Source organism: Paenibacillus sp. WC2504 (assembly GCF_052682475.1).
The window spans coordinates 5,712,574-5,736,150 of sequence record NZ_JBQZFH010000001.1; the positions used below are offsets into that span (position 1 = coordinate 5,712,574).

Consider the following 23,577-nt stretch of genomic DNA (forward strand, 5'->3'; position numbering starts at 1 on the left):
AAAGCTGTCCGAAAGGATGGAATAATCGAATGGACATAGCATCCAAGGTGGAAGTCATTCCACCTTCTTTTGTTGTGACGAATACCTACGCAGGTACCGTGGTCTATGGCCCCGGTGGGAAATACGGTCCCCGTACGCAGATGGACCTGCAGCTTGTCCTGGTTCATAGCGGCTCCATGACCGTAGAAATTGACGGCGTCCCCTTCTCTGTCCCTCCTGAGAGCATTGCGCTGCTCAAACCAGGGCATGAGGAGATGTTTCATTTTAATGAGAAACGTGACACGTGGCACCGCTGGATTGCTGTGGCTGTCGAACCGCTTTTGCCGGATGCTGCCGCTTATTTCGAGTTGCTACCGCTTTACATCCCTCTGACGGCGCGACTGAATCAATTAACGAATATGCTGATATCTTTGCAAAACGATGGGTGCTCTACGGAGGAGGAAGTGGTAAAAGCCTTAGGCCGTTCTGCTCTGTGGTTGTATGCGACGGAGTATTTGCATTTGGGACTGAATCACCTGAAACATCCCGCCGTTGTCCTTGCAGTGGAAACCATCCACGAAAGATTTGGGGAAGAACTCAACCTTAAGGATTTATCGCAAATTACCGGAAAAACGCCCGAGCATATGATTCGGCTGTTCCAGCGTGATGAAGGGGTTACACCGATACAATACTTATGGCAGTACCGGGTAAAAAAGGGGTTGGAATTGCTGCGCAGTACAGGCTTGAATATTGGTGAAGTTGCCGAACAGTCAGGTTTTAAAACCTCGTACCATTTTGCACGCACCATCAAACGCCATACTGGTCTAACACCTAGTGAAATTCGTAAGGAACACTACAACAAGCCCTATCGCTCTGGAGCGAACGTGTAATTGAGAGGAGCCCGGCCACGCTTTTCAAGCGTAGTACCGGGCTTTATTCATTATCCTTTTACAGCTCCTGACGCAACTCCGCTGATAAAATACTTCCTCCCCACTATACTTAGAAGAATTAAAACCGGAACCGCCATCAGAAACGCGCCAGTAATCGGCGTAGCATAGTCCTCTTTATAGGGATTATTCATCGTCGAAATGCCTACGGATAACGTCATTTTGTGCTCCGAGGTTAAAAAGATCAACGGGCTTAAATAGTCATTCCACGAGTTCATAAAGTTGAGAAGGCCCACAATTCCGATACTGCTCATGGACAAAGGAACTGCGATGCTCAAAAATGTCCGCCATTCCGTACAACCATCCACCCGTGCACTTTCATAAAGTTCTTTGGGTATGGCCGTCATTATTTGGCGTATCAGGAATATGTTAATGGCCGATATGGCTCCCGGAAATATTAAGGGAAAGAACGTATCCAACCATCCCCACTGTTTGAACATAATGAAACTCGGAACGAGCGTCATCTGCGATGGAATCAGAATGGTTGCAATTACAATAGTAAACAGCACATTTTTCCCTTTAAAATCATACCTTGAGAAGCCATAAGCAACCAAGGCATTACCAATCATAGAGAGCACAGATACCGCTACTGCAATAAAAACTCCATTGAAAAATTGTGTCCAAAACGGTATCTTCTCGAACAGCAAGATAAAGTTGTCCAGCGTTGGATGCAGCGGAATCGGATTCAATGGAGATGCAACGATGTCATCGTAAGTTTTAAATGATACTCCTACCATATAAAGAAAAGGGAGACTGAATAATAAGCTCAACAAAACTAAAGCTGTATATACAGCTATCTGATGAATTCGGTTTGCTGTCATTGTGCATTCCCCCTTTACTTCTTCTCCTGGAACATCCGGATTTGAATAATACCTACGATCAGTAGGATGACAGTAAACACATAACCCACAGCGGATGAATACCCGAAGTTTTGTAACCGGAAAGCTTGCTGGTAGATGTACATCGTCGGGAATAACAGTGATTGCTCAGGTCCTGACTGACCGGGGCCGGCAAGCACAAACGGCTCGGCAAACATGGTAAATGAGCCGATAATTGCCTGAAAGACGATAAAAGTCATGATAGGTCTCAGCAACGGTAAAGTCACAGACCACAACCTTTGGACCGCGTTTGCCCCATCTATTTTGGCCGCTTCGGTAAGCTCCTTAGGGATGTTTTGAAGTCCTGCCAGAAAATAAAGGATGTTAATGCCTAAATATCTCCATGTCAATAATAGGATTAATGAGGGAAGCGTCCACCTTGGATTCTCCAACCAACCGATCGGATCGATACCGACAAAAGCAAGCACTGTATTTAAAATACCGAATGATCTGTTAAAGATGAATCCGAAAATGATGGCTACCGCAACAGCCGATGTAATATTAGGTGTAAAAAAGAAGGTCGCAAACCACCCCTTCTTCTTTTCTATGAAAGGCTGGTTAATTAGCAAAGCCACCATGAGCGCAATGGGCAAGATGATAAAGACACTGCCCCCTGTCGCTTTCAACCCGTTCCACATCGATTTCCAAAAAACATCGTCATTCATAACAAGCGAGTAATTTTTGAAACCTGCGAAGGTCAATTTGCTGACACCTTGGTATAAGCTGAGCCAGAACCCGTACAGAGTCGGATATAGGCTAAACACGGCAAAGTGAATAAAAAAAGGACTAATGAACAAATATGGTGCAAGTTTAAACCACTTTGACTGTTTGATAGGCAACGTTCAAACCTCCTATGAACCCAATGTCCAAACCTTATGTAACAAGAAGAAAGGAGGTGCAGGTTGCCCCTCATCTCCCTTGTCATTAAAACTGCCCGCCATCTAACTGGCAGCTTCATTTTTCTTAATCGACTGCTTTAATTCATCATCAACCTTTTGAAGAAACTGCTCAGGAGTCAATTTGCCACCTTCCAATTCAAATCTATACTTATCCCAAGCATCGGTGAATAAGGTCCGCCACCAAGCCTGGTTTTGGTTTGGAGCTACAGCTACAAGCTTGCCGTACAGATCTCCCAGATCCTGTCCGCCGAAATACTTCGTATATTTGCTTTGCTCATGCAAGCCCTTCTCCTTGACGGAAGTCAGAAGCGCAGGGAACAGGTTCACAATTTGGAAACGTTTGACGGAGTTTTCCGGTGTTAACTGCGCAAGCCTCATAAATTCCCAGGCTAATTCTTTATTCTTGGAAAACTTTGAAATCATCAAGCCTGTTCCGCCCCATACGGTAGTCGGAACTGATTTCGGGCCGCCTAAAGGCATGGGAACAGCCGCCCATTTCCCCTCTAATTCCGGTGCGTTATCCGCAAGCAAATTAACCCACCAATCGGGACCGAAAGCTGCTATGTAATTCCCTTTCTTGAATTGATCCCAATATGCCGGGCCGTCATAATAGTTTTTATCCATGATACCGTCTTTTTTCCATGCGTACATCCGCTTCAAAGCTGTTTGGCCTTCCGGGGTATTAAATCCGGGTTGGCCGTCTTTCGTTACAATATCTCCGCCCTCTTGCTTAATAAATAATTCGAAATAGGTTTGGTCCCCTCCAGTTTTCGTAGTGGAGTTTCCGGGAAAAATAAAATGTTTATCACTGACTAATTTTTTAGCTTGCTCCGTAAATTGGTCCCACGTTTTGAGCTCTGCTACATTGATTCCTGCTTTATCAAACAAATCTTTACGATAATAAAGAGCAGAAGCCGTTGCGGCATGTTCGATCCCGTACTGCTTGTCGTTAATGGTATACAACGCTTGCCGACCTTTAGACATCACTTCGGTTAGATTGTCTTTTTTCAAATAGTCATTCAACGGCATGAAAGGGATATCACCGCGAATAAATTTAGGAAACTGTCCTTGTTCAATGTCGATAAGATCAGGTGCGCCCTCTCCTCCCGATTTGGAAATAACGGAGTATTTGTCGACAAGCGCTGTGCCTTCCATTAAATTAATCTCAACCGTAACATCCGGCTGTTTTTTCTTAAAATCTTCCTTCACAGCCTCAAAAAACCGTTTATGAGGCTCTGCAAACACCCATAATGTTAGCTTTTTTCCATCTGCATTTGTTTGCGCTGCATTTTTATTATCGCCAGATGTAGACTCTCCGACATTAGGTGTACATGCAGTTAACGCGATTGTTAACGAAATTGCTGCAGCAGTCGATGACCACTTTTTTCTCATCATCTACACACCCTTTCCAATTTTTGAAAATTTAGTAGGACTGTCTATAATTCAAATCATAATGTATGCGTTTACAGTTGGAAATGCACGAACATCCATTAAATTGTGTCCGAGATTGATATAAACGCCACCAGCCGGAACGGGCGCAATAACTTGCGTTCGTTCCGGCTGATGTAAACATCCTCATTGGATGTTTCTCTCAATGCAGATGCGAGATATATTCAAACGCTGTTGTCCCGTAGACACTTTTGAAATGTTTGTTTAAATGAGTTAGATCAACAAATCCGCAGGCAGCTACGGCTGAATAAATATCTTTATTTTTCTCGATTATACATTTCGCCCGTTCGATTTTGGCGTTTAAGAAGTATTGGTAGGGGGATATGCCCATATGTATACGTATAATTCATCGCCTTCTTCGCCCCATGTTGATGTACGGTGGATAAAATAACGATATTCGTAGGTCCAGGCGTAAACGTAGCAATTATACAGTAAATAACAAAAGATGTAGTATTCATGAGAACCTCCGCTTTCCGGCTTTTCTCATATATTACATCTTAGCTTATGGTCACTATAGTATATTATTGCAGATATTGAGCGTCATGCGCTATGGAACTCTGTGGTAATGCTCTTATTTCGACATCTCCTTGGCTGTGGATGCACGAGGTTGGAAAGAAAACTTCGGCAGCTTCAGCAGAACAGCAACCAGCAACAACAAGCTGCCGTTGATGGCGAACACGACGGGAATCGAGAGTTGGGTTGCTAGAAAGCCCCCAATTAACGGACCCAGCAGCAGGCCCATTTGATTGGCTGATTGATTAAGGCTGAACGCACGGCTGCGGAAGCCCGGTTCCGTATGAGTAGCGATAAAAGCATTAAGCGCTGGAAATACGGCAGCAAAAAAGAGCCCGTACACAAACCGCAGTGTTCCGAATCCAATCAAATCGTGGAACAAGATTTGCAGAAAATTCCCGATGCCTCCGCCAATAAGCCCGATGAACAATACCTTCTCGTAACCTAGCTTGCTTCCGAGCTTGCCCCAGCGGGGAGCCGCAATCAATGTGGCAACTCCAACCGCAGAGAAAATGATACCCGCATGAAGCGATGCGGAGGACTGACTGGAGCCAAGCTTCAGCACGTAGATCGTTAATAACGGTTCCAAAATCATAATTGACGTCGATGTAATAAAGACAATGAACAGCGCGGATACCAGCGTCCGATTCGCAAGCGCTTCCTTCAGGTCGTTAAGCACCGAGGAACGCTTCGCTTCGGTTTTAACAAAAGAAGGCTCCTTCACCCAAACCCATGCAATCACGAAGGCAATCAGCACCATCACACCTGCCAGCAAAAAGGTTTCACGCGTGCCGATCAAGTAGCTTACGCTCCCTCCCACCAGCGGTCCTATGACGGAAGCGGCTGCTCCGGAGGTAGAGATAATGCCAAGCGCATAACCAACATGTTTCTCCGGCGTATTCGTTGCTACGAGCGCTATGGCTGAGGGAATATAACCCGCAAGCAAGCCTTCGATAATTCTTACGAGGATAAGCTCGTAAGGATTTTGTACGATGAAGTATAAAAAATACGCGATGGACAAACAAATCCCGGCGCGAAGCATCATAGGCTTCCGGCCATACTTATCGGCCATGGAGCCCCAGAATGGAGCGATTAATGCAGCAGCCAAAAATGTAATGGCGAATACGACACCCGTCCATAGTTCCAGATGGTTTTGTACACCGAGATCATCTTGCAGAAATATAGACATAAACGGTATGGATACCGTATAGGCCATACTGACGAGGAAAGTCCCTACCCACAGCACGAAAAGATTTCTTTTCCAGGAATTATCAGCCAAAAAAGCACTCCCTTTTCTTCATTTGCCTCTATCTTACCATTAAAATGAAGTGATTCTTAATAGAAGGTTTTTTTAAGATGATAAAATGTTGTAATGACTCTTCGTGTAGATTACATCTGAGGCAGCGTTACCGTAAAGGTGGTTCCTTCCGACGAACTAGCTACTTCCAAGCTGCCTTCATGAACTTGAACGATTTTCTTTACAATGGAAAGTCCAAGACCTGTCCCACCGGATGCACGCTCACGTGCACGATCTACCCGATAGAAGCGGTCGAACAAAAACGGCAGATGCTCCGTCGCAATCCCATCACCAGTATCCTGAATATGTATTTTGCAAAAAGAGTTCGTCCGTTCGGCTCGTATATCGATGCTTCTTCCCTTCGGGATGTGGTTGACGGCATTGCCAATCAAATTCATCCAAACTTGCATAAGCAGCACTTCATCGCCATAAAGGTTGATCGTTTCAGGTATAGAAAGCTTTAACAGCAGCTCCTTCTCTTCAATCTGCCATTGCAGGACTTGAACAGCTTGGCGAATCTGCCCTCGCAGCGAAAAGGATGTCTTGTTTACGGATTCTTGTCCTTGTTCAAGTGACGATAGCAAAAGAAGTTGCTTGCTTAACAAAGATAAGTGGCGGCTCTCTTTCTCGATAATGGATGCATAATGCTTTCTTTCATCCTGAGGAAGTTCACGATCTGCGAGTACGGAGGCAAACCCTTGAATGGACGTTAGCGGTGATTGAATCTCATGTGAGACGTTGGCGACAAATTGTTGCCGTGCTTGATCGACTCTTTCCAATTCATGGCTCATGGTCATAAAATGCTCAGCCAATTGCCCGATTTCATCGCGGCGATGGATGGGGAGTTTTATCTTATAGCTTCCCTGAGCAATTCGTTTCGTCGCATCGGACAAGCGTGTGATCGGTTTCACTAAATAGGTTGTACTGATTAAAAAAAGCACGATGCTAATGGCAATGGTGAACAAAATGATTTGTGCGAAGAATATGCGCAATTCACCAAATTGCAGGAGCACATCCGGGCGTATGAAGAGGGCATAGGTCCTGTCCCTTCCATGAACAGGGACACCTACTGTATTGCTCAATCGATTATCGAAAAAACCAGAGATAAAAGGCTTGTTCGGGAACTCAGCGACACCGTGATACAAGTTGCCGCTAAGGACCGATTTTTTCGTCTGATCATCCATATCATGTTCTCGGAAATCACGTCCATAGTAGCGATTGGTCCCTTGGCCATCTGTCAAATAGATTTGATACCCAAGTGCCGCGGCGTTTTGCAGATATAAGGGCATGTCATCAGGTTGTTTCTCCGCATACTGCTTCATCTGCTCTGCAATGCCAATTAATTTCTCGTCGTTGTAGGGTTTAAGTTTGACATGATAGTACATATTGGATCCGAGAAAACCAATGACACTGCTTACAATGATTACCATTAATGTAATCAGGAAGACCCGAGAGTATAGCGACTTCATGGCTTGCCCACCTCTATTTTGTAACCGATCCCGCGAACCGTCTTAATAGAGAAATCATCCATGTATTCTGCAAATCGTTCACGAAGCCGCTTAATATGCACATCAACCGTTCGATCATCACCTTCGTAATCCATTCCCCATACAAGTTGAATCAGTTCATCGCGCGAGAATAAGCGGCCAGGATACTCGGCAAGCTGAGAAAGCAATTCAAATTCCTTCATCGGCAGCAAAAATACGGCCTGGCCGTCCGTAACCTCAATATTTCTCCGATCTATCGTAATTCGATTTAAACGAATCATATCACTTGAAGCTCGATGATATCGTCGGAATAAGGCTTTAACCCTGAATACCAGCTCTTCCGGCTCGAATGGTTTGGTCAGATAATCGTCTGTCCCCTGGGTATACCCCTTTTCCTTGTCTTGCAGTTGATCCCGAGCAGTAAGCATAATAATGGGGATATCGTAATTTCGTCGAATATAGTCACATAGTTCGAACCCATCCATTCTCGGCATCATGACATCAACAATCGCTAAATCAATAGGTGTTTGCTTCATCAGCTCGATAGCCTTCATGCCATCCTGAGCCTCGTAAATCCCAAATCCTTCTTTCGTCATCACATATCGAAGCAGTTCTCGAATATTCGCATCATCGTCTGCAATGAGCAGGTTCCTCACGATTATTTCCTCCTACAGCCTGAATTCAGTCTCAACTAATTAAAATCCAACCACTCCATATTGTATCACGGATGAGGCGACTTCATTTAATCTCAAGCCGGCTAAACTTCCAAAACAAAAAAAAGACAAAAATCTCAAGAAATATATTCTCAAGAATTTGTCTCCAGCAGACTTCTTTTATATGGTGGAAATCAAAGAGCCATTACCGAAGCAGACTTCTCTTTGTTGCTGTTAGCATTGGAGCTGTTTAACACGCTTAGCTTCAAGCACTCTCATCGTCAAGGCGGCTACAATCAAGGCAACACCAGTAACGAGGAAAACGAAATGGATCCCTATCCATCCTCCAAGAACACCGCCAAGCAAGGGACCAAGCGACAATGCCGAACTGATTCGACGATTGGTTTAGGCTGATAGCCCTTCCACGAAAATCAGCTTCACTATATTTGACAACAAGTGAATTCAATGCGGGATAAACGGCAGCAAAAAACAGCCCATAACTGAAACGCAGTATACCAAAGCCAACAAGATGATGAACACCTAGCTGGAGTAAATTTCCAATACCTCCGCCGATTAGCCCTATGAATAGGATTTTGTCATAACCGATACGTCCTCCGATTATACCCCATCTGGGACCCATGATGACGATGGCAATGCCCACTGCTGAAAAAACAACACCCGAGCTGAGCGTAGCATTGTTTATACTGCCGCCGATTTGAACCACATAGATCGTTAACAGTGGTTCCAGAATCATAACGGAAGTTGAGACTAATAAGGTTAGCCCAAATATCTGCATCAATCGTGTGTTGCCAGCAGCTTGTTTAAGATCGCCGATGACGCTTGGACGATTCCCCGTACGCCGTTCATGAACCTCTTTAACACCTATCAGAACAATGAAAGCGGAAACTAATGTGATAAGACCAGATACGATGAAGCACGCCCCGCAATCCCAACCAGTGACTAAGAGCACCTCCCGCGAGCGGCCCCAAAATTCCTCCAGCAGCAGTAGACGTCGATATGACGCCTAGTGCGTAACCGACATGTTTCTCTGGTGTATTCGTGCCGACCAACGCAATTGAAGCAGGACTAAAACCCGCCATAAGTCCTTGAAAGATCCTAACTATCATGAAACTATAAGGATCATGAACGAAGTAGTTCGCGAAGTGTGCCAAAGCCAGGCCTATCCCAGAACGAATAAGCATAGGTTTCTTGCCATATGTATCCGCGAGCCCTCCCCAAAATGGCGCACACAAGCCACTAATCAGAAAGCTGATCGAAATGGAAACGCCCGACCAAACTTCTAAACCTCTCTGAATACCTAAATCTTCTTGCAAAAAGATAGGAAAAAACGGAACTGAAAGGGTATAGGCTATGTGATTAAAAAATAGGCCTAACCATAACATATAAAGATTACGTTTCCAATAGCGTTCCATGCTGCCACCGCTTTTCTCTGATTACCGTGCCTTCTCTTTCCTACCTCGTTATTTAAACCCTGTAAGAGCTATCCCTCGAATAATTTGTTTCTGAAAAATGAAAAAAATAACAATAAGCGGAATGACAGATAATGAGGCTCCCGTCATGATTAAAACCCAGCTTGCGCTGTCTTTTAATTCACTTGAGAAAAAAGAGATTCCTACCGGAATCGTCAGGCGTTCCGGAGTTTGCGTAACAATTAACGGCCATATAAACGCGTTCCAACTACCAAGAAAAGATAATATGCATAGCGTGGCAAGTGCAGGTTTTACAAGCGGAATGGCTATACGGAATAGAATGTTCCACTCATTCATTCCATCAATTCTTGCAGCATCCAGTAGGTCCACTGGCAAGGATTCCATGAATTGTTTCATAAGGAAGATACCAAATGCCGAGATAAGACCAGGAAATATAATACCTATATACGTGTCTACCCAACCCAGCTTTACGGTGAGCAAATACCAAGGAATGATGAGCATTTCGGTAGGAACCATTAATGTGCTCAGAATGGCAGCAAAAATAAGTTTCTTTCCTCTAAATGAGAACTTTGCCAAGACATACCCGATCACAGTATCAAAGAAACAGACGCTTATCGTTGTTATAATAGCTATGATAACGCTGTTCAGAATCCATTGAGAGAATGGCGTCCGAATGAATACTTCCGCGTAATTAGACAATGTTGCTTGTTTCGGTAATAGGTTTAGTGTGAAAGCATCAACCGGAGATTTCAGAGATGTTGATATCATCCACACAAATGGAAAAATCATGCCCAAACTTCCGACAGCTAGTAAAATCAACCGGAACGTTCTGCTCATTGTTACACCTCCGTAATCTTGGCCGTTCCGTCAATATTCAATCTTTCTATTGAGTATCTTCATCTGCAAAAGTGACAATGACAGGATCATTGCAAATAAGATAATCGTAGCCGCCGATGCTTCTCCCATTTTAAAATGCTTAAATGCTAAATTATAAATGTAAAGGACTAGTGAAACTGTAGAGTTCAGGGGTCCGCCGTTAGTCATGTTCAGCACTTGCGTGAACGATTGCAGAAAGCTTATCGTCGCAATCACGATCGAAAAGATGATCACGGGATTCAGCAGCGGCAGTGTGATAGACCACAATCTTTGCCATGAATTGGCGCCATCAATCGCAGCCGCTTCTTCATAGGACTTCGGTACTGTCTCCAACCCCGTCAGGAAAATGAGCATTTGAAACCCGATATTTTGCCAAATCATAACGGCAATAATGATGTAGATTCCCTGTGATGGAGATCCAAGAAATAGCTGCGGCTCGAACCCAAGCTTAATCAGCAGCGCGTTCACAATACCGTTCTTCATTAACGTCCAACGGAACACCCAACTTACGGCCACAACGCTTGTCACATAAGGGATAAAATAAAGGGTACGAAAGAAACCCTTTAACCGATTTAACCGCTGCAGCAAGAGTGCAATCACAAGTCCTACCAGAAGCTGTGCAGGCACACCAACAATGACATAAATGAGCGTATTTCGAATCGACGCAAGAAAAACTTCATCCTGGAATAAATGAACAAAATTTTGCAAGCCGACAAAAGGCTTCTCTTCCGAAAGCAGATCCCACTCTCTGAAACTTATGTTAAACGAGTAAAGGATCGGTACGATTCGAATGCTTAAGAAAAAGAGAAGTGGAATTAGTAAGCAGCTGTAAATGAACAAATATTTTTGCTTTAACATCATTTTTTATCCTGCTTGGCCCAATAATCATCAAATAGCTTTTGAGTTTTCTTCACCAGGTCATCAAAGGCTTTTTCATACGGAACTTTGTTCAACACGACTTCATCGACAGCCTGTGTGAAATAATCTCTCTCGAGTTTCTCATCCACGAAGTAATGCGCATGAGCATAGCTGAGTTGACTAATGAACGGACCCAGTTTCTCATCCTTCGTATATTTATCTTGGAGAGCGACCTCTTTTTTGGCAGGCAGCTCTCCTACCTTCTCCGCCCACTGCTCCTGAACTTCTTTACTTGTTAGAAACTGCAAAAATGCCGTAGCAGCCTTTAGCTTCTTTCCTTGCACATTTTTAGTAATCGCGTTTGCCCAGAAGGAAACCTGAGTAGCTTTATCTTTATAGGAAGGCAGTGGCGCAACAGCATAATTAAGGTTCGGCGCGTCTTTACCTAATCCCCCCAGCTGGAAGGAACCGTCAATGTTCATCGCTGCATGGCCACCTTTGAACGCCGTGATGTCATCATTGTAAAAATCTTTTGTACCCAATTGATGAACAAGCGACAAGTCAATTAGATATTTGAACGCCTCTAAACCTGCTGGGGATTCGTTCCACAGAATATGCCGACGGTCATCGCTGATATCTTTACCTCCCGCTTGATAAATCAATGCATCACGGAACCAGTGGTGCAGCTGCGCCCCCGGCTGCCAAGCAATGCCCTCAACAACAAATTGACCATTCTTGTCTTTTTCGGTTAACTTCTTCCCATATGTGACTAGCTCATCCCAAGTAGCGGGCGGTTTACTCGGGTCAAGTCCTGCTTTCGCATATAGATCCTTATTGTAGAACAACGCAAGTGTTCGCACCGCCGTCGGTATGGCAAAATATTTTCCATTCAGCTTCGCTGTCTCAACAAAAGGGAAAAACTCTGATTTAATTTTCTCTTCAGAAAATGCACTTTCCGGTAGAGGCTGTAAAAAGCCCGATGAGACATATTTGGGCAGCCAGCCATAATACAGATTGATGACATCCGGTCCTTTGCCGGCAGGTACGAGCGTCGCCACTTTCTCATTGTATTGATCATATGGGAAAGTACTTTGCTTTACCGTTATGTTCGGATATTTCTTTTGAAAATCGTCAATTAATTTGGTAATGAGCTCCACCTTGGCTGGGTACTGATACTGCCAGTATTCAATGGTCACTTTTTCATCATTACTTGCATTGGCCGTAACCGCTGCTTGTGGTGCGGTCGGACTATTCGGAGCTGTAGTCGATACCGATTTACTATCTCCTGCCGAACAACCGGTTAGTAGAACAATAAATCCTAAAGATGAAACAAAAGCTCCTTTGGCTATGCGGTATGTGGTTGTCATGATCTTTTTTCCCCTCCACTTATCAGTGAATATGTACCCACTTGCAGTAACTTCCTTGCATTATTTCCGAAAATAAGTTCAATATCCGTTTCACTGAACCGAAGATCTCTACAGACCCGGACCTGGTCCTGCAAATATCGGTATACGAAACCTCTAGGGAACGCGCTCGAATCTGTGCCGAATATGATGCGTTCAGGCCCAATGAGTTCATAGGTTTTGCGAAATAACGTCTCCAGCGTCAGCTCATAAGGACTCCATCGAATCCACTGATTGGATCCCGAAGTGTCGATATAGACATTGGGGCAGCTCCAGCATAAATGCAGCAGTTCCTGAAAATATCCGGCTCCAAAATGCGGGATGATAAACGGGATGTCGGGATATTCTCTTGCCACGTTAAAAATGGCCAGCGGGTTAATGTTCAAATGCTGCACAATTCCTCCTGTGTGACCTAACAAGCCAAAATGGATCAAAACCGGAAGCTTTCTCTCAGCCAGAAACCGCCATACCGGAGTCAATCGAGGATCATGAAATGGAATCTCAACCAGCGGTCCAAATATTTTATAACCTTTCAAACCTAAGATATCAACGGCTCTCTGGAGTTCTTCCGCAGCATTCGGCTCTTCAATGTTGTGATGGGCAAATCCTGTCACACGATCGGGATATTTACGAATTTGCGCAGCCAGATCATCGTTATTCCAAGCCGTTAAGAAATTAATACCGCCTATCGAATATCGATCTAATTCATCGATCCATCGATCTATGAGCGGGCGCTTGGACTCCTCTTCATTGTCTGGCTGGGAAGGAAAATCCCAAGTCAATCGCATACGCTCGGATCGCAGCGCTTTGTGACGATTAATGAACTCATGGCGTGAAGCTAATGGCAAAGAATAAGGTAAATGAGCATGAATATCAAAAACACGAAAACCATTTTTAAACATAGCCATCTTCCTCCTTAAGTTATGTCTCCAAGAATGATAAAAAAGAGATGTGTTATCTCCTCATGGCAGAAGAAAACTCATCTCCGGTTAACCGGTAAATTGAACTGAACGGATCTATTTATCTTGTTTAGCCAGTTTATCAAGTACGCGTTCCACTTTCACATGAGCATCGTGTATCGCGCTTCTTTTACTAGCGAGCCATTCTTTTTCAACATCTACTCGCTGATCTTGCCCATTCAGTGCCCGCTCCACCTCCGATGGATTCGGTCCGCCGATAATCTTTCGGACATGAATGAAATTCCTGGGATTCAACGCAAGTTTTAGCCTTTCTTCACTTATTTCCAATTTACGTCCAATGATTTCAGAAGCGGCATCGTTTAGCAGTTCTAAGGAAAGGTAACGTTTGGAATTTCCGAACTCCAACGCTTTTCGCACGACACTGCTAACAATGGAATGTGCGGTTCGAAACGAAAGCTGCTCCTCACGAACCAATGTATCCGCAAGCTCAGTAACCGTGGAAAAGCTCTCCTCTGCTCTAGCCTCCAGCGCTTCCTTATTAATCGTAAGTGTTGCGATAACATTAGCAAGCAACCGATAATTGGATTCAAGTACCGCAAGGCTTTTCCACGCGTAGGGCTGCATATCATCTTCGGTATCAACAATATCGCCAAACGGGGTATTATGAATCATCGTCAACACGGTCTGTGTAAGGCCAACACAACTGGACAATAGGGAGCGCATATGCTCAATAGATACGGGATTCCGTTTCTGCGGCATAATAGAGCTAATCTGAACATAGGGATCCGCCACCTTCAGAACGGCAAACTCTTGTGTGCTCCAAAGCAGCAGTTCTTGTACAAAACGGCCTAGGTTTATTGCCGCAAGTTGAACACTTGTTGCGATTTCACCGACGTAATCCGCTCCGCTAACTGCATCATATGCATTCTCAATAAGATCATCAAATGCAAGTAATTCAGCCATACGCTCCCTGTTCACAGGGAATCCGGAAGTTGTTAGAGCAGCAGCTCCCATACTACTGCGGTTGCAATTCGCGTAGGCTGATTGAAGCCGGCGGATATCCCGGCCAAGCGAGTCAGAAACTGCTGCTATATAATGGCCTATCGTCGTAGGCTGGGCCTGCTGGGTATGCGTATAACCAATCATTATTGTATGGACGTGAGAACGTGCAAACTGCAACAAACTCTCCTCCAGAAACAGAGCGGATGACAATGTATCCAAAAGTTTTTCCCGCAGCGTAATTCTATAGATCGCTATTCCCATATCATTCCGGCTTCGCCCTAGATGCAAATTACCTGCAGCTTCCCCAGCCAATATGTGCAATTGGTGCTCGACTTCAAAAAACAAATCCTCGAATTCTCCCGTGTAAGAAGTTTCCCGCAGCCGCTCAACATCCATATCCTTTAAAGAGACTGCAAGCGAATGGGCATCATGATCACTTATTAAAGATTGCTCCCACAGCATGATTAAATGCGCTTTGTTAATGTCCATCATGGGACTCAACAATTCTTCATTGGCATGGTCATAGGCTGGACTCAAGACAACTTCCGCATATGTTTTCCCAGGGAACTTATGGTCCTGATCTAATGTTGGAATAGGCATTTGATGAGACATCCTCCTATTAAGCATTGAATAGTTTGAACTCGGTCTGTTTATTTCCGGGTGCATCTACATTTAGCCGAGAATGGAACGAATACTTTCAATAATGGCCGTCTTTTCTTGTTCACGAGCCTTTGGACGTTGCTCATTTAAATAACCCAATAGCGACCTTTTTACCTTTTCATCCAATTCAGAAAGTGCCTTACCTCTCCCTTCCCACTCTGGGTGAAGATTCCAAAATTCCTCCTTCCAAGTGCTGATTAGATCAGTTATTTGATCGGGGCGTTCTATGAACAAGCCCAGCTCCTCTCCGGCTCCATTAAAAAACACATAAGTTGGAATATGATTACGCCCGTCTTTGTGCAGGTAAGCGGCAGCAATATCTTGATTATCACTATCTCGCAATAGAATATGCAGTTTCAGTTTACCCGTTTCGCGCTCAATCTTAGCAAATAAAGGTAAATTCGCAACAACATCTCCGCACCAATCGTGGGCTAGCACCAAGACATTTATTTGATCTGGAAGACTCTTGAAATAAGTTAATTCCTGTTTGCTCAATGTATACTGCTCGAAATTCACTTGAAACCTTTCAACATTTACCTTGGCGCTGTCAATAAATTGCTGGTAAGTTAATGCTTCGTGAAAAGCTCGCTCTCTTCTGTCCTGTGAAATTCTATCTGCATTTTGAGTGCTCATACCCGTCATTCCTCCATAAAAGTTTTTCATTCCACAATATTGGTAGATGAAAAAAAGCATGGATTTAGCATCCATGCTTCCGGTTTTCCGGTCAGTGTTAGATTTGTTTATTCCTATAAGTTTACTCGGTATTTACACAATAGCACCATCGACCAAAATTTGTCAATGAAAAGATCAGCTCCCTTCTTACAGAAAAACGAGCTCTCGGGAAAGCCGATTCATGCGTTCACAACCATTCGTCGTGACCAACACCATATCCTCGATCATCATCGCACCAATGCCATAACCGTAATAAGGCGTTTCGAGGCAAATGACCATTCCAGGCTGGAACAATGTCGTTTCTGACGGACCTAGGAAAGGCGGCTCCTCGGCTGCGAGGCTTAAACCTGCGCTATGCCCAAGGTGCCCACGATTGTAATTCGGAAGCCCCGAGCGCCGGATCACTGCCATTGCATCCTCGAAAGCTGCCTGCATCGAAATGCCCGGTGCTATGATTTCCAAAAGGCGGTCGTGACCAGCTTTCAATGCTCCGTAGATCCGAGTTATTGTTTCCGAGGGATTGCCGAGAACGAAGGTCCGCGCAATGTCGGACCCGTAGCCGTTCACATCTACGCCAACATCAAATTTGATGACATCCCCTGTTCTCGCGGGGTAAGTATCAAAGCGATGAGCAGGTGCAAATGATGCACCCACAGAAATCATATGAAAACGTGCAGATAAGCCTTTCACGTCTTTCATCAAAGACCGTCGAAACTCATGCACGATGTCCTCCGCTGTGCTGCCTTGCCGAATGCTTTGAACCGCATCCGTTATGCCGGCTTCCGCATAGGCGCACGCGGCACGAAGCTGCTCGATCTCCCACGTTGTTTTGATCATGCGCAACGCAGTGAACAGACCTTGTGCCTCCACTAGTTCCGCTTCTGGTGCCGCCTGCTGCAGCGTTTCCACCGATGAATGCCGCATATTGTTCAGTTCGACAGCAATTCTGCCCGCCTGGCAGCCATATTCCGCTAGCGTCCTCTGGAGAAGACCGAACATTTCCTGTGCCTGATGACCTGTTGGTCGTTTCCCTTCATACTTGCCACCTCTCAAACCAAGCGGATCATCGACATCTACCCAAGTCGGATACGTTCGCAGCTCACAATTCGGTAAATCGCTGGATACGCCAGCCGCTTCAAAATCATTCATAATAATGATCGTCTTGGTACTGGGATCACGGAATAGGACAGCTAAAGCGACTTCGTTCATCCGCAATGTATACATAAATGTGCTTTCATGCCCGCAAAGATAATAGAAATTTTCATAAGACGATGCCACGAGCGCATCCAAGTTTAATTCGTCCATCAGTACTCGCGCTCTTGCCGCAATTGTGTTTAAATGACGTTCATCGGGATGGGACACTGCTATTTTTCTCCTCTCCTTCGTCTATGCCTACAAATCCCCTAACTGTCTTAGAAATCTACGAGCACGCTCTGTCTGCGGCTGCAGGAAGAATTGACTCGGAGTTCCCTCCTCTTGAATCGCACCATCGCTCATAAAAATGATCCGATTTGCAACTTCGCTCGCAAACTTCATTTCGTGAGTGACAACGATCATCGTCATTCCTTCCAAAGCAAGCTCCTTCATAACCTGAAGCACTTCACTGGTCAGTTCAGGGTCCAGCGCCGAAGTTGGCTCATCGAAGAGCATCACTTTCGGCTGCATCGCTAGCGAACGTGCAATCGCTACTCGTTGCTGCTGACCGCCGGAAAGGCGAGAAGGATATTCGTGCTTTTTCTCCACAAGACCGACTTTAACGAGTAATCTTTCTGCCAGTTCCGCCGCTTGTGCAGCGCTCAAATTTTTAACTAGCATAGGGGCCATCGTAATATTTTGAAGCACCGTCATATGGGAAAATAAATGAAAAGATTGAAAGACCATTCCGCTCATTAGCCGAATTCGTCTAATGGCTTCCCGTTTCGCGGATTTGGCCATGTTAGCGTCCCATGTGACATCATCCATGCGAATTGTCCCGGAATCCGGCTCTTCCAACCCATTGAGACAACGGAGCAGCGTGCTTTTCCCCGAACCACTCGGTCCAAGCAGCACGACGATTTCTTTGGCCTTCATTTTAAACTCAATCTGTTGCAGCACTTGCAAGTCATTAAAACTCTTCGAAAGCTGATTCACTTCAATCATACGGTTCACACCTTCAATAAGCCTTAGATAAATTCTTTTCAATCCTCGCCAGCAGATGGGAAAATACCAAGCTCATAACCCAGTACATAACGGCAATAGCGATGTAAAATGGCATGGCGATATAATACTGTGCAATCAAAAGCTGAGCCGTTCGGAGCAGCTCTGTCACGGTAACAATGGAAACAAGCGATGTTTCCTTGAGCATCCCGATAAAGGTGTTGCCCATTGGAGGTATCGCTACTCTCGCGGCCTGTGGCAGTACAACCTTATAAGTCGTTTGCCAAGGAGTAAGACCTAGTGACATCGCAGCTTCCGTCTGCCCCTTGCTGACAGATAGTATGGCACCGCGGAAGGTCTCAGATAAATAAGCGCCAATATTAAGACTGAGTGAAAGAAAAGCGGCTGTAAGGGGACCCAAACGAATGCCGTAATCCGGTAAGCCGTAGTAGATGATGAAAATTTGGACGAGAATTGGCGTTCCCCGAAAAACAGAAACATAAAACATTGCGATATTTCTCACAACGATGTTTCCTTTTAGACGAGCAAACGCCACGATCAGCGCAAGAATGAAGCCGAAAAACATCGACACCATGGTGATCAACAGCGTATAATACGCACCCTTTAATAGAAAGTCGAGATTTTGCCAAACAAGCTCCATGCCTGCATCCTCCTACGCACTGATGCTCAGATGTTAGGATCGACTTTGAACCATTTTTGGAAGATTTGTTTAAACGCCCCGTCTGATTTCATCTCAGCCAATGCATTATTCAATGCACTTAAGAGTTCAGCGTTATTTTTACGAATCGCGATACCGGCAAAGTCATCTTTTACTGAAGCACCTACGGTTTTAATCTGAAAATGATTCTTTTCAACCAATGGTTGAATGGCAAAAACATTGTTGATTGTGGCATCGATTCGCCCCGCATTCAAATCCGTAAGCGACGTAATCACATCGTTATAGGTCACGATATCAAAGGTACCAACCTTCGGCAGCACTTCGTTGCGTAAATAAGTCTCATCATTTGTTCCTAGACCAACTCCAATTTTCTTCCCTTTAAAATCTTCAATCCCCTTCACAGAGGTATTATCGTTTTTAACGATGACACTGACGCTGTTTTTTATGTAAGGCGTAGAGAAATCCATCGTTTTCTTGCGGTCGTCCGTTATGGTAACTTGGCTGACAAGCGCGTCATACTTATTTGTCTGCAGACCTTCGATTAATCCAGAGAATTCTCCCGTAATGAAATCCGCTTGTACACCGATCCGCTTGGCAACTTCCTTGGCGACATCGGCATCGAATCCGTCCACTTCATGTTTCTCATTGAGAAAATTGTAGGGTGCGTACGTCCCCATCAAGCCAATTCTGATTTTGCCTGACTTCTTAATTGATGCCAACAAATCCTCTGAGGCAGCATTGGTGCTCTTTGGTGTTGCTGAAGCTGTTCCTTGCGTGTTATCCCCTGATTTGCTCGAGCAACCAACAACCGCAGCAGTTATCACACTTATGATTGAGATTCCTCTTAATAAATTCTTGACTGTGACTGACATGTCTTGTCCTCCTTGAGAAAGTAAACACGAATTTGTTACACCTAAGGTTTCCCAATTTGCCCAAATAATACGCAAGTTTACTTCCTCAAACTCTTCGATATCCAATTTCCTAGGGATTGCACGATCTGAACAATCAGAACAAGCAAAAGCACGGAGGTATACATCACATCAGGTTCCCAACGCTGATATCCGAACCTTATCGCTACATCCCCTAATCCACCGGCTCCCATAACGCCAGCCATTGCCGATGCCCCAACCAATCCAATGGTAGCAATGGCAAGTCCGAGAATCACAGCTGGCCGTGCCTCTCTCAATATGACTCGAATAATAATTTGCCGTTTGGAAGCGCCCATAGCCTGATAAGCCTCAATGACACCGAGGTCTACCTCCAACAGCGCCGTTTCCATTAAACGAGAGATATAAGGTGCAGTGTAAAAAACAAGAGGCACAATAGCCCCTTTTACACCAATAGTCGTACCAACGAGCCATTTCGTTAAGGGAATAATAGCGACCATAATAATGATAAAGGGTATAGAGCGAATAATATTAATAATCGTATTCAAGATATGATAGACAACTGGATTTGCATAAAGATGACCTGGTCTAAGCACCACTAAAAGCACCCCTAACAAGAGTCCAATCACGCTTGAATAAACGATTGAATATCCGACCATGACAGCTGTCTCATTCAGAGACTTCACATATAGATCAGCATCCTCAATTAATTTATTTAACAACCTGGATCACCTCAATCCTTAAGTTCTGCTCCTTCAGGAAGCGTATACCATTCTCAATATCAGTGGGATTCCCGGTTACATGCAGGACAAGCGTACCGAAAATAGTCTCTTTGATTTGAGTGATATTCCCATAAATAATGCTAGGTCGTAGTCCGTATTTTACGGTTAAGTCTGCCAGAATAGGCTCTGTGACTGATTCACCAATGAAGGAAGCCCGGACCAAGAGACCTGTTTTCCCCGAATTTCGTAATTGAGACAATAATAATTCCGTGATTTCCATATCAAAAACGCTTTGGATAAACTTACGTGAGGTGTTGGTTTGGGGTGAGTAAAACAGATCGATAACCGAACCTTGTTCAACAATGCTTCCATTTTCCATGACAGCAACCCGATCACAGATTTTCTTGATGACATGCATCTCATGTGTGATAAGGACAATCGTAATCTCGTATTTACGGTTAATATCCAGAAGCAAGTCTAAGATAGATTCTGTAGTTTGAGGATCCAATGCCGAAGTAGCCTCATCGCATAGCAAAATCTCCGGATCGTTGGCTAAAGCTCTGGCTATGGCAACACGCTGCTTTTGCCCTCCCGAAAGCTGGCGTGGATAAGATTTTTCTTTGTCCTCAAGCCCCACCAACTCAAGCAGTTCTCTTACCTTGGCATCGATGATCTTTTTGGGAACCTTTGCCAACTGCAGCGGAGCGGCTACGTTCTGATAAACCGTCCCCGAAGATAGCAGGTTAAAATGCTGAAAGATCATCCCTATCTTTCTTCTCATCATCCTTAGGTCATTTTCGTTTAATTGTGACATCTCCACACCGTTGATCTTAATAGTGCCGGAAGTCGGCTTTTCCAAATAATTAATACAGCGCAAGAGCGAGCTTTTGCCAGCCCCACTGTAGCCGATTACACCGAATATTTCCCCTTTATGGATTTGAATGTTGGCTTCTTTAACCGCTTCTACCCGCACTCCTTTTTGTTCAAATGTTTTACTGACATTCTTTAGCTCAATCAAGCTGCACATCTCCTCTTCGTTCAAGTGCAAAGCAAGAGGCCTCTTTCGATTGGAAAGAGACCTCTATTTTTCCATTCCACGTATATTTACCAAGAAGGTACGATGTAGCTGCCGTACTTGTCTTCAACAAGTTTTTTCACTTCATCAGAATGATAAGCTTTAATTAATCGTTGAAAAACCGGTTTATCTTTATCTGCTGTGCGTACGGCTATCAGATTTACCCAAGGTGAGTCTTTAGGTTCGATAAAAATGGCATCCTTAGTAGGTACGAACCCGTTATCCACTGCATAGTTCGTATTAATGACCGCTGCGGTAAGATCCGGCAGTGCTTTCGGGATAAAAGGAGCTTCCAATTCCTTGAACTTAAGTTTCTTAGGGTTTTCTACGATATCACGAACTGTAGCTTTGACGCCTACACCTTCCTTCAGCTTGATCAAGCCTGCCCGTTCAAATAATATTAATGCTCTTGCCCCATTGGACGGATCATTCGGCAACCCCAGTTCATCACCTTCTTTGATCTCAGAAACGTTTTTAATTTTCTTTGAATAAAGCCCTATCGGAAAATTCAATGTATTCGCTAGTTTTACGATATCCAGCTTGTTATCTGCCTTGAATTGATTGAGATAAGGCTCATGCTGGAAAGCATTGGCATCCAACTGGCCGTCCGCCAGTACTTTATTCGGCTGAATGTAATCGTTGAACGTAACAATTTCGATTTCCAGATTGTCCTTCGCAGCTACTTCTTTAACCTTCTTCCAAATTTCTTCCTCCACGCCTGCGGAAATGCCGACCTTCAACTTCGCCTTTTCGTTTGCTGGACTGGCTGAAGGTGAAGGAGCAGCAGCAGTACTCACGGCAGTTGCAGCTGCGCTTGCAGCAGGCTTCGTATCCGAAGGTTTTGCGCATCCCGTTACCGACAAAATGAAAATCATAGATAATATAGATAATAAATGCAATTTTTTCATACTTTTACCCACTCCCGTATTCTCTAGTATTTGTTCCCGATAATAATAGTCGAATCTCCATCTATGCGTTTAGAAAATAGGGATCCGGAATTTATTTCCTTCGCTTTCGTACAATATAGCCTCCGAATTATATAAATCAATATACAAAGGAGATTCCTTAATGGATGCCAATGTAATTTTATTTAACCTTAATGCAGATAAGAGAGACGGAATCAGCTTTTGTGTGGTACCGATCAAATAAACGGGTACAGGAACTTCATTGTATGAAATTTTGACTTGCTTCGTAGTCATAATCACTCCTCCTTTCTCCGTAACATTGAACGAAAAAAAGCATGGATTTAGCACCCATGCTTCCGGTTTTCCGGTCAGTATTAGATATTCTTAAATTCCTATGAGATTACTTGGTATTTGTATGATAGCATCAGGATACAAATTCTGTCAACCTAGAATTCTTGCAAAATTCTCTTGGTCCCTTCGCTGAAAAAGTGTTCAGACCACCAATTATTCCCCTTCACTTGGAGAAGGGGGTAACCACATATGCGAAGCAAAAGTAAGACGCTCGGGAAACCGCGAGCGTCTTAAGAATGAACTTATGTTTAAGCTTCCTGAGTAACTTGAACCGTTTTGTGAACGACTTCACCTTGAATCTCCTGCGGGTTCTTCAACAGGTTGTAAATCGGGCATACCCGCTCTATCGCTTCATGAAGGGCGGCGATCGTCTCCGGCGACTCGTTAGAAGTGATGTAGAGCTTATATTGAATATTATGCGGATAAATGGGAACATCCTCATAACCTGGTTTGCCGGCAAGCGGATGCTGCTCCCCGGTCACTTCCACCTCGAGGGATTCGAGCGAAACACCACGCTCTGACGCTTGGATCAGCGCAATATGCGTAATGCAGCTGCTCAGAACGCCAAGCTGAAGCTCCGGCGAGCTTGGCCCAAGGTTGTAGCCGGCGAAATTTTCCGGGCTGTCGCTAATGATTTGGAAATCGCGAATGCGGATTTCACGTATACCGCTGCGGCCAGCTGCGCGGGCTTTTGCTTTTAAAACATTCGGCTTCGGATCTTGCGCCGCTTTCTCACGCAGAGCGGCACCTGCCGCTTTTTTCTGGATCAGGTATTCGTTTAATGTTGACATATACACACACTCCCATTTTATAATCAAATACTTTTCTTACCCGTTTAATCGGATTTGATACTATCAATATATCACGTGGATTCCGAT

General features: G+C 44.5%; 24 protein-coding genes and 2 pseudogenes. 1 reads left to right on the forward strand and 25 read right to left on the reverse strand.

The window, feature by feature from the left end:
• Positions 1-29 precede the first annotated feature (29 nt).
• A complete protein-coding gene (locus tag ACUN27_RS25605; protein ID WP_326060977.1) occupies positions 30-869 on the forward strand; it encodes a helix-turn-helix transcriptional regulator in 840 nt (279 codons plus the stop codon).
• A 50-nt stretch (positions 870-919) separates the two neighbouring features.
• Here the strand turns inward: ACUN27_RS25605 and ACUN27_RS25610 are convergent, their stop codons facing one another.
• The 25 genes and pseudogenes from ACUN27_RS25610 to ACUN27_RS25730 form a co-directional block, all read right to left on the reverse strand.
• On the reverse strand, positions 920-1,747 hold the full coding sequence (locus ACUN27_RS25610; RefSeq protein ID WP_315954606.1) for a carbohydrate ABC transporter permease: 828 nt from the start codon (positions 1,745-1,747) through the stop codon (positions 920-922).
• 14 nt (positions 1,748-1,761) lie between these two features.
• Complete coding sequence (locus tag ACUN27_RS25615) at positions 1,762-2,643, reverse strand: carbohydrate ABC transporter permease (protein WP_315954607.1); 882 nt, start codon at positions 2,641-2,643, stop codon at positions 1,762-1,764.
• 102 nt (positions 2,644-2,745) lie between these two features.
• Positions 2,746-4,095: an ABC transporter substrate-binding protein gene (locus ACUN27_RS25620; protein ID WP_315954608.1), complete on the reverse strand. Its 1,350-nt coding sequence runs from the start codon at positions 4,093-4,095 to the stop codon at positions 2,746-2,748.
• A 199-nt stretch (positions 4,096-4,294) separates the two neighbouring features.
• A pseudogene (locus ACUN27_RS25625) lies at positions 4,295-4,486 on the reverse strand (helix-turn-helix domain-containing protein); the annotation flags it as partial.
• Position 4,487: 1 nt separating this feature from the next.
• A pseudogene (locus tag ACUN27_RS25630) lies at positions 4,488-4,610 on the reverse strand (LysE family translocator); the annotation flags it as partial.
• A 113-nt stretch (positions 4,611-4,723) separates the two neighbouring features.
• Positions 4,724-5,944, reverse strand: a complete 1,221-nt coding sequence (locus tag ACUN27_RS25635; RefSeq protein ID WP_315954609.1) for an MFS transporter — start codon at positions 5,942-5,944, stop codon at positions 4,724-4,726.
• A gap of 110 nt (positions 5,945-6,054) precedes the next feature.
• Complete coding sequence (locus ACUN27_RS25640) at positions 6,055-7,431, reverse strand: sensor histidine kinase (protein WP_315954610.1); 1,377 nt, start codon at positions 7,429-7,431, stop codon at positions 6,055-6,057.
• Positions 7,428-8,105, reverse strand: a complete 678-nt coding sequence (locus tag ACUN27_RS25645) for a response regulator transcription factor (RefSeq protein ID WP_315954611.1) — start codon at positions 8,103-8,105, stop codon at positions 7,428-7,430. Before ACUN27_RS25645 ends, ACUN27_RS25640 begins: the two co-directional genes overlap by 4 nt.
• A 262-nt stretch (positions 8,106-8,367) precedes the next feature.
• Positions 8,368-9,072, reverse strand: coding sequence for an MFS transporter (locus tag ACUN27_RS25650; RefSeq protein ID WP_445559755.1), 705 nt, complete (start codon positions 9,070-9,072; stop codon positions 8,368-8,370).
• Positions 8,978-9,535: an MFS transporter gene (locus tag ACUN27_RS25655; RefSeq protein ID WP_445559756.1), complete on the reverse strand. Its 558-nt coding sequence runs from the start codon at positions 9,533-9,535 to the stop codon at positions 8,978-8,980. Before ACUN27_RS25655 ends, ACUN27_RS25650 begins: the two co-directional genes overlap by 95 nt.
• Before the next feature lie 48 nt (positions 9,536-9,583).
• Positions 9,584-10,390, reverse strand: a complete 807-nt coding sequence (locus ACUN27_RS25660) for a carbohydrate ABC transporter permease (RefSeq protein WP_315954613.1) — start codon at positions 10,388-10,390, stop codon at positions 9,584-9,586.
• A gap of 30 nt (positions 10,391-10,420) precedes the next feature.
• Entirely contained in the window at positions 10,421-11,290 is an 870-nt protein-coding gene (locus ACUN27_RS25665) for a carbohydrate ABC transporter permease (RefSeq protein WP_315954614.1), read from the reverse strand.
• On the reverse strand, positions 11,287-12,654 hold the full coding sequence (locus ACUN27_RS25670; protein WP_445559757.1) for an extracellular solute-binding protein: 1,368 nt from the start codon (positions 12,652-12,654) through the stop codon (positions 11,287-11,289). Before ACUN27_RS25670 ends, ACUN27_RS25665 begins: the two co-directional genes overlap by 4 nt.
• Entirely contained in the window at positions 12,651-13,592 is a 942-nt protein-coding gene (locus ACUN27_RS25675) for an amidohydrolase family protein (protein ID WP_326060973.1), read from the reverse strand. The genes ACUN27_RS25670 and ACUN27_RS25675 overlap by 4 nt, the downstream gene beginning before the upstream one ends.
• A gap of 114 nt (positions 13,593-13,706) precedes the next feature.
• The gene (argH, locus tag ACUN27_RS25680) at positions 13,707-15,212 is read right to left on the reverse strand and encodes an argininosuccinate lyase (RefSeq protein WP_418936900.1); all 1,506 of its coding nucleotides are present in this window, start codon (positions 15,210-15,212) and stop codon (positions 13,707-13,709) included.
• 72 nt (positions 15,213-15,284) lie between these two features.
• Positions 15,285-15,980 (reverse strand): thioredoxin family protein, encoded by a 696-nt coding sequence (locus ACUN27_RS25685; RefSeq protein WP_326060971.1) that lies wholly within the window; start codon positions 15,978-15,980, stop codon positions 15,285-15,287.
• 111 nt (positions 15,981-16,091) lie between these two features.
• Complete coding sequence (locus tag ACUN27_RS25690) at positions 16,092-17,306, reverse strand: M24 family metallopeptidase (RefSeq protein ID WP_315954619.1); 1,215 nt, start codon at positions 17,304-17,306, stop codon at positions 16,092-16,094.
• A 30-nt stretch (positions 17,307-17,336) separates the two neighbouring features.
• Entirely contained in the window at positions 17,337-18,083 is a 747-nt protein-coding gene (locus ACUN27_RS25695; protein WP_315954620.1) for an amino acid ABC transporter ATP-binding protein, read from the reverse strand.
• Between the two features lie 13 nt (positions 18,084-18,096).
• Positions 18,097-18,741, reverse strand: coding sequence for an amino acid ABC transporter permease (locus ACUN27_RS25700; RefSeq protein WP_326060970.1), 645 nt, complete (start codon positions 18,739-18,741; stop codon positions 18,097-18,099).
• A gap of 26 nt (positions 18,742-18,767) precedes the next feature.
• Entirely contained in the window at positions 18,768-19,631 is an 864-nt protein-coding gene (locus tag ACUN27_RS25705) for a transporter substrate-binding domain-containing protein (RefSeq protein WP_326060969.1), read from the reverse strand.
• Between the two features lie 77 nt (positions 19,632-19,708).
• Complete coding sequence (locus ACUN27_RS25710; RefSeq protein WP_326060983.1) at positions 19,709-20,305, reverse strand: methionine ABC transporter permease; 597 nt, start codon at positions 20,303-20,305, stop codon at positions 19,709-19,711.
• 52 nt (positions 20,306-20,357) lie between these two features.
• Complete coding sequence (locus ACUN27_RS25715) at positions 20,358-21,386, reverse strand: methionine ABC transporter ATP-binding protein (RefSeq protein ID WP_326060968.1); 1,029 nt, start codon at positions 21,384-21,386, stop codon at positions 20,358-20,360.
• A gap of 86 nt (positions 21,387-21,472) precedes the next feature.
• A complete protein-coding gene (locus ACUN27_RS25720) occupies positions 21,473-22,351 on the reverse strand; it encodes a MetQ/NlpA family ABC transporter substrate-binding protein (protein WP_326060967.1) in 879 nt (292 codons plus the stop codon).
• 69 nt (positions 22,352-22,420) lie between these two features.
• A complete protein-coding gene (locus ACUN27_RS25725; RefSeq protein ID WP_326060966.1) occupies positions 22,421-22,642 on the reverse strand; it encodes a hypothetical protein in 222 nt (73 codons plus the stop codon).
• Positions 22,643-22,947: 305 nt separating this feature from the next.
• On the reverse strand, positions 22,948-23,490 hold the full coding sequence (locus tag ACUN27_RS25730; RefSeq protein WP_326060965.1) for an OsmC family protein: 543 nt from the start codon (positions 23,488-23,490) through the stop codon (positions 22,948-22,950).
• Between the last annotated feature and the right edge of the window lie 87 nt (positions 23,491-23,577).

Coding starts and splice junctions, on each gene's coding strand:
- ACUN27_RS25605 (WP_326060977.1), top strand. CDS start 30: ATGGACATAGCATCCAAGGTGGAAGTCATTCCACCTTCTTTTGTTGTG.
- ACUN27_RS25610 (WP_315954606.1), bottom strand. CDS start 1,747: ATGACAGCAAACCGAATTCATCAGATAGCTGTATATACAGCTTTAGTT.
- ACUN27_RS25620 (WP_315954608.1), bottom strand. CDS start 4,095: ATGAGAAAAAAGTGGTCATCGACTGCTGCAGCAATTTCGTTAACAATC.
- ACUN27_RS25640 (WP_315954610.1), bottom strand. CDS start 7,431: ATGAAGTCGCTATACTCTCGGGTCTTCCTGATTACATTAATGGTAATC.
- ACUN27_RS25655 (WP_445559756.1), bottom strand. CDS start 9,535: ATGGAACGCTATTGGAAACGTAATCTTTATATGTTATGGTTAGGCCTA.
- ACUN27_RS25660 (WP_315954613.1), bottom strand. CDS start 10,390: ATGAGCAGAACGTTCCGGTTGATTTTACTAGCTGTCGGAAGTTTGGGC.
- ACUN27_RS25665 (WP_315954614.1), bottom strand. CDS start 11,290: ATGATGTTAAAGCAAAAATATTTGTTCATTTACAGCTGCTTACTAATT.
- ACUN27_RS25670 (WP_445559757.1), bottom strand. CDS start 12,654: ATGACAACCACATACCGCATAGCCAAAGGAGCTTTTGTTTCATCTTTA.
- ACUN27_RS25675 (WP_326060973.1), bottom strand. CDS start 13,592: ATGTTTAAAAATGGTTTTCGTGTTTTTGATATTCATGCTCATTTACCT.
- argH (WP_418936900.1), bottom strand. CDS start 15,212: ATGCCTATTCCAACATTAGATCAGGACCATAAGTTCCCTGGGAAAACA.
- ACUN27_RS25685 (WP_326060971.1), bottom strand. CDS start 15,980: ATGGATGCTAAATCCATGCTTTTTTTCATCTACCAATATTGTGGAATG.
- ACUN27_RS25695 (WP_315954620.1), bottom strand. CDS start 18,083: ATGATTGAAGTGAATCAGCTTTCGAAGAGTTTTAATGACTTGCAAGTG.
- ACUN27_RS25700 (WP_326060970.1), bottom strand. CDS start 18,741: ATGGAGCTTGTTTGGCAAAATCTCGACTTTCTATTAAAGGGTGCGTAT.
- ACUN27_RS25705 (WP_326060969.1), bottom strand. CDS start 19,631: ATGTCAGTCACAGTCAAGAATTTATTAAGAGGAATCTCAATCATAAGT.
- ACUN27_RS25710 (WP_326060983.1), bottom strand. CDS start 20,305: ATGGTCGGATATTCAATCGTTTATTCAAGCGTGATTGGACTCTTGTTA.
- ACUN27_RS25720 (WP_326060967.1), bottom strand. CDS start 22,351: ATGAAAAAATTGCATTTATTATCTATATTATCTATGATTTTCATTTTG.
- ACUN27_RS25725 (WP_326060966.1), bottom strand. CDS start 22,642: ATGACTACGAAGCAAGTCAAAATTTCATACAATGAAGTTCCTGTACCC.
- ACUN27_RS25730 (WP_326060965.1), bottom strand. CDS start 23,490: ATGTCAACATTAAACGAATACCTGATCCAGAAAAAAGCGGCAGGTGCC.